Here is a 12180-nt window from a genome sequence, read left to right on the forward strand (position 1 = left end):
AATTTCGTTCAAACCAGGGAGATTCAATGCCTACCACCGCTTCACTTGTGACAAACGCTCCGGGAGCCCCATTCACCAAGCAGCAGATGCCGCTCCGGGAACTCGGCCCAGACTCGGTAGCCATTCGCATTCTCTACTCCGGCATCTGCCACTCAGATATTCACCAGGCCAGAGACGAGTGGTTTGAGGGAATATTCCCAATGGTCCCAGGTCACGAGATTGTCGGAGATGTAACGGCTGTTGGCGCCGCAGTAGAGCGCTTCAAGGTTGGAGACAGAGTTGGTGTGGGAACATTCGTCGACTCCTGCCGCGAGTGCGAGTACTGCCTGGTTGGCCGCGAGAACTACTGCCTGAAGGGCAATGTCCAGACCTACAACGGTCGTCACTACGACGAGAGCCCAAGCTTTGGCGGTTACGCCCAAGACATCGTGGTGGATCAAAACTACGTGCTGAGTGTGCCAGCGAATCTGGACCCGGCAGCAGCCGCGCCACTGCTCTGTGCCGGAATCACTCTGTGGTCGCCACTAAAGCACTGGAAGGTTGGCCCGGGCATGAGGGTGGCAATCCTGGGGCTTGGCGGCCTCGGACACATGGGCGTCAAGTTCTCCGCAGCCCTCGGTGCCGAGACCTATGTCCTTGGCCACTCTCCAGCGAAGGCGCAGGATGCCAAGGAATTTGGTGCGGTTGAATACCTAGTAACTGACCAGGTGTTTGAGACCCACAAGAACTTCTTCGATGTGATCGTGAACACCACCAGTGCGGATCTAAATGTGGACGGTCTGCTGAGCCTGCTGCGAGTTGGCGGATCGCTGTTGAATGTTGGACTACCTGGCAGCAGCCAAACCTACGACCCATTCAGTTTGGTTACCGGCTTGAAATCAATCGCGGGTGCAAACACCGGCGGCATTGCGGACACCCAGCAGATGTTGGATTTCTGCGGTGAGCACAACATCGTTTCCACTATCGAGCTGCTAGATGCCTCAGACCCGAGCACCATCGACCACGCCTACCAGCGAGTGGTTGGATCCGATGTCCGCTACCGCTTTGTGATTGACGCCAAGACCATTTAGGGCTGTGGATAATGCCCAGGGTATTTGCTCCTAATTTGCTAGCTTGACTTGCGGTCAAGAACTCTTGGCTAACTTAACTAAGTTGACCTAAACTCAAGGGGTGAAGCACAGAGTGAGCATTTTTGACGCCAAAACAAATCTGTCCAAGCTAATTGAGCTTGTCATTTCAGGTGAGCAGGTTGAGATTACTAATCGAGGCAGAGTTGTGGCGGAACTTATTGCGGCAACTGGCAAAAGACAAGTCGGCTACGGAGTGCTTGCCGGTGACCTTGAAGAATTTGATTGGCAGCTGGCCGACGCGGAATTCAACGCAACCATCAATCCCACAAAATTCGAATGATTCTGCTCGACACGCAAACTCTTGTCTGGTACCTCACCGCCGATAGGCGGTTGGGTCCAAAAGCAACCAAAAAACTAATTGGGTCCGAAAATCTTTATTTCTCTACTTTGAGCATCTTGGAGTATGAAATCAAGCTTTTCGACCGCTCACTGGGAGGCCAGCAAAAAGTTCTAAGTGCCGCTAACGAAGCGGGAATGTTGGAGCTGAAACCAAGTGGTGAGGAACTCCAACGGGCATTGGACTTTCCTGCCTTGAGTAAGCACGATCCTTTTGATCGGGCTTTGGTCATGCAGGCTTCTTGGCACAATGCCCAGCTATATACTTCGGATGCAAAGCTGTTATCCCTGAATTTATCTTGGATAGTTGATTCACAATTGTGAGGGAGCGTATGAAAATCAAGCGACTTGGGCACCGTGAGGTGTCTGGCATTGGCATCGGTTGCATGAATGTCTCGTGGATTTGGTCCAATGGTGCGGCGCTGGATCCGGTGCGCCGATATGACTCGGCAATCCCCGCAATCCACGCAGCCCTTGATGCGGGCATCACGCTGCTGGATACCGCCGATATTTACGCCCCCACCTGGGACGCATTTGGCCACAACGAGATCTTTGTCGCAGAAGCCCTCAGAACCTGGTCTGGAACCAAAGAGCAAAAAGAAAAAGTGGTCATTGCGACCAAGGCCGGCATCACCAGGCAGCCAGGAGAAAAGTGGGGCAGGAACGCCTCCCTGGATTACTTGCTTAGAGCAGCTGAGGCATCAGCCGGCAGGTTAGGTGTAACCAAAATTGATCTTTGGCAACACCACAGACTTGACCCGGCTTTGAGTTTTGAGCAGCAGGTTGAAAACATCGGTGTGCTCAGAGAGCGTGGGATTGTTGACCAGATCGGTGTCTCCAACTACGACGCTAAGCAGCTAAGAATTGCCATCGATATGCTGGGCGGCCCCAATCAGGGCGGTATCGTCTCAATTCAAAATGAATTCAGCCCCCGCTACCGCTATGACCTCGATGTCCTAGCGCTTTGCGAGGAATACGGCATTGTCTTCTTGCCGTGGTCACCTCTTGGCGGAGTGAGAACCAAATCCGAGATTGCCAACCAGAGTGTCTTCGAGGAACTGGCCCCAAGTTACAAAGCCTCACCCTTTGCCCTGGCTCTAGCCTGGGAAATGCGGACATCGGATTCGGTCCTGCCCATCCCTGGTGCAACTCGGGTAGAGAGCATCATGGACTGCATTTCGGCTCTTGAAATTGAGCTCACGGACCAGGATTTTGAACGCATCAACCAGAATCTGCCGGAGCAAGCCGAATACTCATCGGAGCTGGAACCAAAGCCCAGTCACCGCTAACTACTCTTTGTAGAGCTCAGATTTTTTGAGGATTCTCGCTTCAGATTTGTGGCGATCTCCGATGAAGTCCATCACGGCAAACAGCACACCCGAGATCACGAACACCAGGTGAATCGCAACGCGCCAAACTGTGCCCTCGCCCACCTCTTCAACGCCATTGAGCGAGATAAAGTCCTTGAGCAGTTCAATCACGGAAATTGCCACGAGTGAGCCGATGAGTTTCATCTTTAACCCGGAGAAGTCGATGGTGCCCATCCAGTGTGGGCGGTCGACCGACTCGTGCGCCTCGTCAATCCTTGAGACAAAGTTCTCGTAGCCAGCAAAAATCACAATCAGAATCAGGTTCGCGAGCAGCACCAGGTCCAAAAGCGCCAGTAGGTCCAGCACGAAGTCATGACCATCGCCCATGAAAGTGTGGGAGACGAGCTTTATGAACTCCACGCCAAAGCGATAGATCACCAGGACCAGCACTCCAACCAAACCCAGGTAGAGCGGAGCTAGCAGCCAACGAGCCTGGAACAGCACTTTTTCAAGAGCGTGAGAAATCTTCATCCCACTATCTAAACACCATTGGGTAAATAATCCATGCCCCAAGGTTTTCCACAGCTCCAGAGAAGCAGAACCCCCACAGCTTTGGAGTCAGCAAAATTTGATTGGAAACGAGCAAGCAAAGTGCTACTTTGTAGAACATGGAGAAAAGTGTGGGCATCAGAGAGCTGAAGCAAAACCCCTCTGCGGTTTTGTCACAGGTCAAAGCTGGCGAGGAAATTGTCATAACCGAGCGCGGTAAGCCGGTGGCTCGACTATCGCCAATCCGAAAGAGCTTCCTCGAGGAGCTGGTCGACTCCGGTCGGGTGAAATTGCCTAAGCAGCCTTCGAGTGCCGTGTTAGCCCAGATCAATCCGACTGAGCTTCCCCTTGGGGCACCAACCGTGCTCGAGTCCCTCGAGCAGTTGCGGCGGGATCGGCTTTGAAGCTCCTCTATGTTGAGTCCTCGGCAATCCTCAAACTTTTCAAGTTAGAAGCCGAGACCAGCGCTGTGTCTGATTTCCTAGCCCAGGTTGAAGGACCACTTCTAACCAGCGAACTCTCACAGCTGGAGGTAATTGGGAACCTTCAGAAATTTGGAATTGAAACCAATCTCGCGAGGTCACTCTTTAGAACCATGCTGCTAATTCCGGTTGAATCGCACATTATTCAAAGTGCTAGCGATGCCATGCTTTTGGGAGTGGGTGCTCTTGATTCAATTCACCTTGCAACCGCCAGAGCGCTCTCGGAGGATCTCGAGGGTTTTGTGACCTATGACCTTAGGCTCGCAGGTGCCGTGAGCTCAGCCGGCATCCCGGTCATCTCACCCGGGAAAAACTAGAACTCCGGAACTAGGTTTGGGAGCCTATTAGTTCAGATGCTCGGAGAAAAACGAGACCAGAGTTTGGGCATAGCGGTCAGTCTCCGAGAGCATTCCCTCGGTGTGGTCTGCGCCCGTGAAGGTCTCCAACTCAATGTTGGCTCCAACCCCTTTGGCATAGTTGTAAAAATCAACCGAGGACTGGTAATCCAAGCGCTGGTCAATGTCCCCGTGCAGGATGAGCATCGGCCGCACACCAGCAGCCTCAATGGAATCTGTTACCGCAGTCTCGGCCAAATTCACCCCGTGAAACAGCTGGGCTGAAACCAGGGCCAACTGCCAGAGGAATCCCGGGTAACCCTGGAACTCAACCTCTTTGGTAGCTGCCGCATTGAAATCAAAGATGGTTCCCTCCATGGCAAAGGCAGACACCAGGTCTGTCTTTGCGGGAAGCAGGGAGGTTGCAATCGCGCCTCCGGAAACTCCAAACATGCCAAGTGATGAGGCAGGGATGCCCTTCTCGGTGTTCAACCACTTGGCCACCTGGGCGAAGTCCGAGGACTCTTCCTGCCCTGCCGAGTGACGACCATCGGTGCAGGTGGACTCTCCGGTGTCTCGCTGATCAACCAGCAGCACGTTGAACCCACCCTTGACCAGCATTGCGGTTGGCAGCAGGGTGTTGAAGTCTCGCTTTGAAGTTCCGATGCCGTGGGTGACGATTACGGTTTTGTTGGTTTCTTGGCTGGCAGGTATGTACCAGGCGGCAAGCGTTACACCCTCTGCAACATCAATCCGAACATCCTCAACCTTGGCATTTTCTAACCACCAGTCACTGAGGTCATGCCCCACCCACTTGTTCCAACCATCCCCGGGGAACGGGCCAGAGTTGTAGCCGGCCACAAAGAATTGCTGCGGAGTGTTTTCTAAATCGTCTGCGTTTATCGCACACGGCACCTTGGTGCCAGAGGTGTAGACATAGTCACCGAGGAACAGTCCAGCACCAGCGACCAGAACCAACGCTCCGGCCGCAATGCCTGCAATCAACTTTGATTTCCGCATTCTGGGAGGGTAACACAATTCACAAGATCAAGACTTGGGTGAGTTGGCTGTGTGGGCCGTGCATCAGCTCTTTAGCTTTGTAGTCTCCGAACTAATCCCCCTGCAGCAATAATCCAAGCGAGAGCAGAAGGGGGTTTGCTGGAGACCGCTCGAAGCCAAGTTTGAGATAGAACTCGGCAACTGATTCATCTAGGGCATGAGCCATAAGTCCAACCAGCCCGGCTGCTTGCTGAACCGCTAGGCACTTGATCACGGCGTCCTTGACCATGGCAGCTCCAAGACCCAGGTGCTGGAACGACTTGTCAACTCCCATTCGGGTTAGCAGCATCATCGGCACCGGATGCTGGCCAAGGTTGTTTCGTTGCGCTTGGGGCAGTTCTGCATAGAGCAGCGAGGCGGTAGCGAGTGAGAAAAAACCAACCACCTTTTTGTCCGAGAGCACAACAAATGTCCTTGAACTGTTAGCTAGTTGGGCTTTGAGCGCAGAGTTCTGCAGCCACGAGTTGATCACGTTTGAACCGCAGTCAAAACCCCAAAGGTGGTGCTCGGGGCCAAGCGGCTCGGGTTTGGTCATCCCTCCCACGGGCTCTTTACATTCAGGATCCCCGCAATAACTTCCCGGTTCTTCTCAACATCATTGGCCCGGGTCAAAAATGCGTCGTAGTCTTCCTCGCTAAACACAAATACCCGCTGATCCAAAAGAGCATTGGTAGCTTCCTCGACCGCGCTTTCCAAAACAAAGTCCGAGACGCTTCTGCCCCGGATTTGCGAAGCTCTAGCCAGCAGCTGTTTCTGCTCGCTGGTTGCTCGAATGTGGATTCGTTCTTCTTTTGCCATAGTGCTAGTCATACTATTCCTTGTGTGTCGATTGTGCACCCAAACTCACACTAAACATTCAACTAGCTTTTTCTAAATTTGGCTTGCTTTTATCCACAGCACGACAACTGCAGCCGCTCAGTCGCAGGCACGTGGTAGGTGGTTGAGAGTTGGGTTAACTCTTGGATTCGGTAAACCCCGAGGGCTCAGTCTGGCTTTTTGTCCGATAAATTGAAGTTCTAGAATTTGGGGGAATTCATGAAATCCAAAATAATTGCGGCCATTTCTTTAGCAGCCATCCTGAGTCTCGGAGCGATGCTGCCGAGCGAGGCTAAGACGTTTAAGAACTGCACAGATCTGCGGAAAACCTACAAGTACGGTGTCGCCCTCAGCTCGAAGTCAGCCAACAAGGGTAATGACCAAATTTTCACTCCAAAAGTTTCCCCTGCTCTTTACAAGGCCAACAAATCAAAGGATGCTGACAAAGACGGCATAGCCTGCGAGGTTACGAAACCCAAGGTGGTTGCAAAGCCCATCCCAGCTCCAGTTCCAACGGAGCAGCCTCTTCCAGTCATCACCCTCGATGCCCTTGATCCGAAGGCCACAAATCTAGTCGCCCAGCAGTTAGTTGCTGCCGCCATCGCCAGCAGCTCTCCAGTTTCAGAATCTCTACTGTCGGTCCAGTCCGGGCCAAGCCTCAGCCAACAGGACCTCGGGCCGGTCAAAAATTCCGTTCTGACTGCCGTAAAGCTGTTTCGACCTGTTGTGCTGCCTGAAAGGTGAATGTGAATTGGTTCACCGGCGCTGATGCTGACTGGGTTGACGATGCCATCAGGAATTCCGGCGCAAACCCAAATGCCACCCCCACCAGGGAAAGCTACTCGTCGTGGATTAGAAGCCTAAACAGTTGCAACATGGGTAATGCCGGAATTGGCTCAAAAGGCCCCTACATAAATCAGTGCCTCAAGGGTGCCCCCGCAACTCACGAGACCGAGACTGCATCCCACGAGTATTTCCACACTGTTCAGTCCAGCACAATGACTTGGTCCTCTCTTCCGCACTGGTTCATCGAGGGTTCTGCAACCTTTGTGGGAATTCACGTAGGTGGAAACAGCGCCGGAGAGTTCAAAGGAACTCGGGCGTTCACGGTCGGCAGGTGGACCGGTGGACTAGATCAGGGAATCCGAGACGCCGTCAGGACTGCGGATGCCAACGCAATTGTGCAGCGCTTCAAGGATCTTCAAGGAAGCCAAGCCCCCGGGCAAATTCAGACCAGCGGCTACGCTCTGGGCATGTTCCTGACCGAGGCCTTGGTTGCCTCGAAGGGTTTTGATCACTGGGTTGAATACCTAACGACAATTAAGTCCCTTGGCTTCGCCCAGGCCACCGAAAAGTCCTACGGACTCACCTTGGACCAGCTCTATGTCAAGGTAGCCCCATACGTAATCAGCCAGCTCAAAGGAAACTAATGTCAGACCCCCTAGCTAGCCTTCAGGAGCAAGCTAGGGGGAGACATGATTCGATTCTTGAAGTGGCTATTTGGTTTTGACTTTGGTTCTAGAACCACAAGCATCAGCCCAACCAACACACCGGTAACAATGGATGAGGGTGACTATCACTCTGGACCACATGGCTACTCGCCAAATACTGCCTATCCGCAAACCCAATACGGTTCAGGCTTTGACGAGAATGCTGAGTGGAATGAGGATGAGAGTTAGGCCCACCGGAGCCGGGGGTCCATGCACTGGTCTTTGGCGAAGCCAAATCCTTTGAGCAATTTAAGTAGCCTGAAATTTCTCATCGTCTCATCGTCTGTTTACTTTTCGTCCTTGTCAACTTCATGTTGACCGACAAAGTTCACCACATGAAAACTACACTGGTCTCATTTATCGCAGCCGGCTTGACCGGTGTGCTTCTTCTGTCCACTCCAGCGGTTGCTGAAACCGACTTCTTGGTCACCGAACTTTCAATTATGGATTCTGGCTCTGGCGAGGGTGGCGCAGAGATCCCCACCTACCACGCCGGCTCTAAGCAGATCTTTGCAACCAACGGTGTCAAGAACGCCATTGACATCTATGACATCTCTGACCCGGAATCCCCTCTGAAGGTGACCTCCGTTTCCATGGACAGCTTCGGTGATGGCATCACCTCGGTTGCCGCTGGAAAGAACGTGATTGCTGTGGCGGTAACCCGCAAGGCTACCTTTGCCGCCGATGGAACGCCGAAGCTCAACACCGGCCGAGTTGTGCTCATGTACCCTTCCGGAAAGCTAATTAGAAGTGTGGACCTGGGAGCAGTCCAGCCGGATGCTGTCACCTTTACCCCAGATGGATTGACCGCACTGGTCGCAATCGAGGGTGAGCCAATCTGCGCCTTGGACAACCCTGCTACCGCCGGTGTTGACGAATCTACCGACTATGCATTGGCAAAGGACCCTCGTGGTGCGGTTGCAATCATCGACGCACGCAAGCCAAGAACCGCCAAGGCAAAGCTGGCTGGTTTCTCCAACTTTGACGCCGATGAACTCAAGGCAAAGGGCCTAGTTATTTCTTTGACCTCAACTAACCCTGCCGTTGACCTGGAGCCAGAAACCGTCACCGCCCCAACCAACCTCAAAGCCTACGTTTCCCTCCAGGAAGCAAACGCCATCGCTGAGCTGGACATTAAGTCTGGAAAATTTACAAAGATCTACAGCGCTGGGACAACCGATCGTTCCGTCGTCCCCTTTGACTCCTCAGACAAGGATTCCTCCGCAGGTCTTCGCACCTACAACAACGTCAAGGGACTTGCGATGCCAGACACCATCGCCTCCTACACATCTCAGGGCTCAACCTATGTTGTGACCGCCAACGAGGGTGATGACCGTGCCGACTGGACCTGCTTCAGCGCCATTGATGATGCACGCGTGAAGGACCTGGACGCGAACACCACCGCGTTCCCTACCTGGGATGTGCTCAAGACCGACGCTGAGCTCGGGCGATCCAAGGTGAACCCAAACATCGGTGATGCAGACGGCGATGGCAAGTATGAGCAGTTCTTCCTGCTCGGATCTCGCTCGATGTCAATCTTCAAGGATGGCAAGCGCATCTACGACAGCGCAGCCCTGCTGGAAGAACTCCAGATTGAGCAGTTCGGTGTAGCTAATATCAACGGTTCACACTCCCTTACTGCCAGCACCATCAGTTACAAGGCTCAGGACCGCTCCGACGACAAGGGCCCCGAGCCTGAAGGCGTGGCAGTGGGAATGGTTGGCTCGAGCCGAGTTGCGGTTCTTGGCCTAGAGCGCATGAGCGCCCTGGTGTTCTTCGACATCACCAACCCAGAGGAGCCAGAGGTTATCCAGTGGGAGCAGTTGATGCCAACTAATACCACCGCCACCAGCAACTTGTTCAAGGGTGACAAGTGGTCCCCAGAGGGAATTGTGTTCATCCCAGCGAACAAGTCGCCCAACAAGAAGGCCCTTGTAATTACCTCCTACGAACTGAGTGGAACCATCTCCATCCACCAAATCGAGAAGTAAAACCAAACCAAGGAGTCCCGTCCCAGCCCAAAGGCTGGGGCGGGATTCCTGTTTTACTCGGGAATACCCTCGCTTGCGAGGTTTTGCTTGTGAGCCTTCGCCTCGTCCACCATGATCACTCCGAACCCCAAACCGCATGAAGGCTTTGACGATGGGGTTGAATGGTGTGCAAGTGAAACATTGATAAGAGATGGCCGAGGGGGTTGTGGCAAAGTTCAAGATCACACCCGGGACGATCGTCATCGGGGCAATAGTCCTTTGGGTCGGTTCATTTTTCTCAGGGTCCGACACGGCCGTTCAGCCCGAGCAAACCTCGAGTAAACCGCTAGCAACCAGGCCTGCCCCAGGTACCAGCACACCCCAGAGAACCACTTCACCAGAGCCAACCACAACCCCGGCAGCCACCACGGAGGCTGCCGAGCAGGTGGCGCAGGCCTCCGAGCTCAGCGCCCTGCTCTCAGCCCTAGAAATTACCCCTGAGATGAATGACGGTTATGACCGAGATCTCTTTAGGCACTGGGTGGACAACGATGGTGATGGCTGCGACACCAGGAAAGAGGTTCTGATTGCAGAGTCTCTCGAGCAGGTCAGTATTGGAGACCGGTGCAAGGTGCTGAGTGGTAACTGGTATTCCAGCTATGACGGCAGGGTGTTTACCGATCCTTCAGACTTAGACATCGATCACTTCATTCCCCTGAAAGAGGCCTGGGGTTCTGGGGCTTACGCCTGGGATGCGGACAGGCGCAGAGCATTTGCTAACGACCTCGGGATTGATGAAGCTCTTATTGCTGTGAGTGCCGGGTCTAACAGGTCAAAATCAGATAGAGACCCCAATGAGTGGTTACCAACCAACACCGACTACACCTGCGACTACATAGAGAACTGGATGGTGGTCAAGATCCGTTGGGAGCTAACAGTTGACCAGGCTGAGTTCAATCAGCTCAGTGGTCTTGCGACTAGGTGTGCAAACTAGTGGTTTGAAATAAAGAATTTCTTGAAGATGGCAATCTGACTACGGATCAGAAGGTTGGGGGTTCGAGTCTCCGAAGACCCCAAAAGAGTGAGTCAACTTTCTAAATTTGCCCAGCACCTGCGAATTGGCTATTTGCCTCAGCATTTACCTCAGAACAAATGAAGAAACTTTCAGGATTCTTTACCTCCTGAGCCTCTCCGCGGTGCTGACGGCTTCTAATCTGAGTGTTCGCACTGGACTACGTGAGCTCTTTGGCTTCTAGTTATTACAGAAAGCGTATGATAACTTTCAATTTATGAAAGATACGACTGTGCCCCTTATGCCGATTCTGCGAAGTGCGGTGCAGGGGAAATTGCTGGCGCTACTGATTGTGAATCCCCAGCAGGAATTCTCAATGACGGATCTTGCAGGGCGAGTCGGGACTTCGCTGCCGACAGTTCTGCGTGAGATAAGAAAACTTGAACAGGTTGGTTTTGTTACCGTGCGGCCTATGGGAAACATGCAGCTGGTTCGAACCAACATTGAGCATCAGCTCTTCAAGCCCCTTGCCGAAATAGTTCTCTACAGCTTTGGCCCGATTGAGGTGTTGAAGAACCTTTTTGTTGAACTCTCCGGTCTTGAAGAGGCTTGGATATATGGATCTTGGGCGGAACGCTATTCTTCGATAGCAGGGGCTGATCCCGGTGACATTGATCTGTTGGTAATAGGCGATGTGGACAGAGCCAAAAGTTTTGATTTAGCGCAGCGTGCCAGCGCCATGATTGGCAAAGCGGTGGCTGTGTATAACTTCCGCAGGGAGGACTGGGATAAGTCAGAATCATCGTTTGCTAAAACCGTAAGGGGTAAACCGATGATTGCTGTGATCCGAAGTGATTCCTAAAGAGCTACAGCCACTGATTCGTGCTGGGCAGCTGGATTCCATGGTTCAAACTCCGGAAGCCGTTATCCATGAAATTGACATCGCTAAGCGTCACTATGCCACGGCCAGACGCTCTCTGACTGTTGACCCAGAAGGTGCTTTTCAACTTCTTTATGATTCGGCTAGGAAGGCTCTTCAGGCCCTATTGGCGGCTCACGGTTATCGGGTGAGAAAACCGCCCAGAGGCAACCACTACACATACGTCTTAGTAGCAAGAACTTCGCTGGTGAACCAAGAGATTTGGCTGCCGCTCAATTGGATGCGGGAGCTACGAAATCAAACCGAATACTTTGACCCAGCAAGGCAATCAGCCTCTGAAGAGGATTGCGTCCAAGCTTTAGTGCACGTTGCACGAATGCTTGAAGACGTCGAATTTCGGCTGTTGGATTACCTGAAATAGCAGCAAGCCACTTATTTGGCGGGGCAGAGCTCAGACTCTTTTTCGAAGCTGGTGAAGAGTTCGTTGACACTTAGGAGCGTGGTGTTGCCATCACCATCTGCAATTGCCTGGGCCAGTTTGCTGGAAATCTCCGACAGTTCTGTGGCCCAAGGGGCAAGGTCTGATTGAGACTGTTTTGCGGTTTGGGCCAGTGCTCCTGAGGCGTTACTCAGGGTTAGGCGAATCTCCCCCTCCCCAGCACTTTGGTCCTCGAAGGTGCTGATCATGGAGTCGATTTCTTTGGAGATCTGCTCGCAGCTCTGAGCGCTGGTTAGCTCAACGGTTGCTGCGCAACCGGTGAGGGAGAGAGAAAGCGCAAGAGCTAGAGGGAGTAGTTTCATCGTTTCCTTT

General features: G+C 53.0%; 19 protein-coding genes. 13 read left to right on the top strand and 6 right to left on the bottom strand.

The genetic code is table 11. From position 1 onward, the window contains the following. Positions 1–26 precede the first annotated feature (26 nt). From HRU87_RS00285 to HRU87_RS00300, 4 genes are all read left to right on the top strand, one after another. Positions 27–1070 carry an NAD(P)-dependent alcohol dehydrogenase gene (locus HRU87_RS00285; RefSeq protein ID WP_173492986.1) on the top strand — a complete coding sequence of 348 codons (1044 nt, stop codon included), beginning with the start codon at positions 27–29 and terminating at the stop codon, positions 1068–1070. A 100-nt stretch (positions 1071–1170) separates the two neighbouring features. After that, positions 1171–1410 (top strand): type II toxin-antitoxin system Phd/YefM family antitoxin, encoded by a 240-nt coding sequence (locus tag HRU87_RS00290; RefSeq protein ID WP_173492987.1) that lies wholly within the window; start codon positions 1171–1173, stop codon positions 1408–1410. After that, on the top strand, positions 1407–1790 hold the full coding sequence (locus tag HRU87_RS00295) for a type II toxin-antitoxin system VapC family toxin (protein WP_173492988.1): 384 nt from the start codon (positions 1407–1409) through the stop codon (positions 1788–1790). The genes HRU87_RS00290 and HRU87_RS00295 overlap by 4 nt, the downstream gene beginning before the upstream one ends. Before the next feature lie 8 nt (positions 1791–1798). Then, a complete protein-coding gene (locus HRU87_RS00300; RefSeq protein WP_173492989.1) occupies positions 1799–2755 on the top strand; it encodes an aldo/keto reductase in 957 nt (318 codons plus the stop codon). Here the strand turns inward: HRU87_RS00300 and HRU87_RS00305 are convergent, their stop codons facing one another. Further along, entirely contained in the window at positions 2756–3307 is a 552-nt protein-coding gene (locus tag HRU87_RS00305; RefSeq protein ID WP_173492990.1) for a TIGR00645 family protein, read from the bottom strand. Between the two features lie 4 nt (positions 3308–3311). Next, positions 3312–3446, bottom strand: coding sequence for a hypothetical protein (locus HRU87_RS07170; protein WP_281359129.1), 135 nt, complete (start codon positions 3444–3446; stop codon positions 3312–3314). Positions 3447–3456: 10 nt separating this feature from the next. On the opposite strand from HRU87_RS07170, the gene HRU87_RS00310 reads away from it, so the two are divergent. Together HRU87_RS00310 and HRU87_RS00315 are read left to right on the top strand one after the other, a co-directional pair. Further along, positions 3457–3729, top strand: coding sequence for a type II toxin-antitoxin system Phd/YefM family antitoxin (locus HRU87_RS00310; RefSeq protein WP_213086395.1), 273 nt, complete (start codon positions 3457–3459; stop codon positions 3727–3729). After that, positions 3726–4124 carry a type II toxin-antitoxin system VapC family toxin gene (locus tag HRU87_RS00315; protein WP_173492992.1) on the top strand — a complete coding sequence of 133 codons (399 nt, stop codon included), beginning with the start codon at positions 3726–3728 and terminating at the stop codon, positions 4122–4124. The genes HRU87_RS00310 and HRU87_RS00315 overlap by 4 nt, the downstream gene beginning before the upstream one ends. A 27-nt stretch (positions 4125–4151) precedes the next feature. Here HRU87_RS00315 and HRU87_RS00320 read toward each other — a convergent pair whose 3' ends face one another. From HRU87_RS00320 to HRU87_RS00330, 3 genes are all read right to left on the bottom strand, one after another. Next, complete coding sequence (locus tag HRU87_RS00320) at positions 4152–5162, bottom strand: alpha/beta hydrolase (protein WP_173492993.1); 1011 nt, start codon at positions 5160–5162, stop codon at positions 4152–4154. Between the two features lie 91 nt (positions 5163–5253). After that, positions 5254–5736, bottom strand: a complete 483-nt coding sequence (locus HRU87_RS00325) for a GNAT family N-acetyltransferase (protein ID WP_173492994.1) — start codon at positions 5734–5736, stop codon at positions 5254–5256. Continuing rightward, positions 5733–5999, bottom strand: a complete 267-nt coding sequence (locus HRU87_RS00330) for a type II toxin-antitoxin system TacA family antitoxin (protein WP_173492995.1) — start codon at positions 5997–5999, stop codon at positions 5733–5735. Before HRU87_RS00330 ends, HRU87_RS00325 begins: the two co-directional genes overlap by 4 nt. 237 nt (positions 6000–6236) lie before the next feature. Here HRU87_RS00330 and HRU87_RS00335 point away from each other — a divergent pair, with 237 nt between their 5' ends. The 7 genes from HRU87_RS00335 to HRU87_RS00365 all read left to right on the top strand — a co-directional run bounded on the left by HRU87_RS00335 (position 6237) and on the right by HRU87_RS00365 (position 11790). Beyond that, positions 6237–6761 (top strand): excalibur calcium-binding domain-containing protein, encoded by a 525-nt coding sequence (locus tag HRU87_RS00335; RefSeq protein WP_173492996.1) that lies wholly within the window; start codon positions 6237–6239, stop codon positions 6759–6761. A gap of 2 nt (positions 6762–6763) precedes the next feature. Then, positions 6764–7447 carry a hypothetical protein gene (locus tag HRU87_RS00340; RefSeq protein WP_173492997.1) on the top strand — a complete coding sequence of 228 codons (684 nt, stop codon included), beginning with the start codon at positions 6764–6766 and terminating at the stop codon, positions 7445–7447. 45 nt (positions 7448–7492) lie between these two features. Continuing rightward, on the top strand, positions 7493–7696 hold the full coding sequence (locus tag HRU87_RS00345; protein ID WP_173492998.1) for a hypothetical protein: 204 nt from the start codon (positions 7493–7495) through the stop codon (positions 7694–7696). A gap of 146 nt (positions 7697–7842) precedes the next feature. Further along, positions 7843–9498 carry a choice-of-anchor I family protein gene (locus tag HRU87_RS00350; RefSeq protein ID WP_173492999.1) on the top strand — a complete coding sequence of 552 codons (1656 nt, stop codon included), beginning with the start codon at positions 7843–7845 and terminating at the stop codon, positions 9496–9498. 205 nt (positions 9499–9703) lie between these two features. Then, on the top strand, positions 9704–10471 hold the full coding sequence (locus HRU87_RS00355; protein ID WP_213086396.1) for an HNH endonuclease family protein: 768 nt from the start codon (positions 9704–9706) through the stop codon (positions 10469–10471). A gap of 295 nt (positions 10472–10766) precedes the next feature. Beyond that, complete coding sequence (locus HRU87_RS00360) at positions 10767–11351, top strand: winged helix-turn-helix domain-containing protein (RefSeq protein WP_173493001.1); 585 nt, start codon at positions 10767–10769, stop codon at positions 11349–11351. Next, complete coding sequence (locus HRU87_RS00365; RefSeq protein ID WP_173493002.1) at positions 11341–11790, top strand: HEPN domain-containing protein; 450 nt, start codon at positions 11341–11343, stop codon at positions 11788–11790. Before HRU87_RS00360 ends, HRU87_RS00365 begins: the two co-directional genes overlap by 11 nt. An 11-nt stretch (positions 11791–11801) precedes the next feature. Here HRU87_RS00365 and HRU87_RS00370 read toward each other — a convergent pair whose 3' ends face one another. Next, on the bottom strand, positions 11802–12170 hold the full coding sequence (locus tag HRU87_RS00370) for a hypothetical protein (protein WP_173493003.1): 369 nt from the start codon (positions 12168–12170) through the stop codon (positions 11802–11804). Positions 12171–12180 lie beyond the last annotated feature (10 nt).

The organism is Aquiluna borgnonia (assembly GCF_013283855.1).
In the GTDB taxonomy this organism is placed as follows: Bacteria; Actinomycetota; Actinomycetes; order Actinomycetales; family Microbacteriaceae; genus Aquiluna; species Aquiluna borgnonia.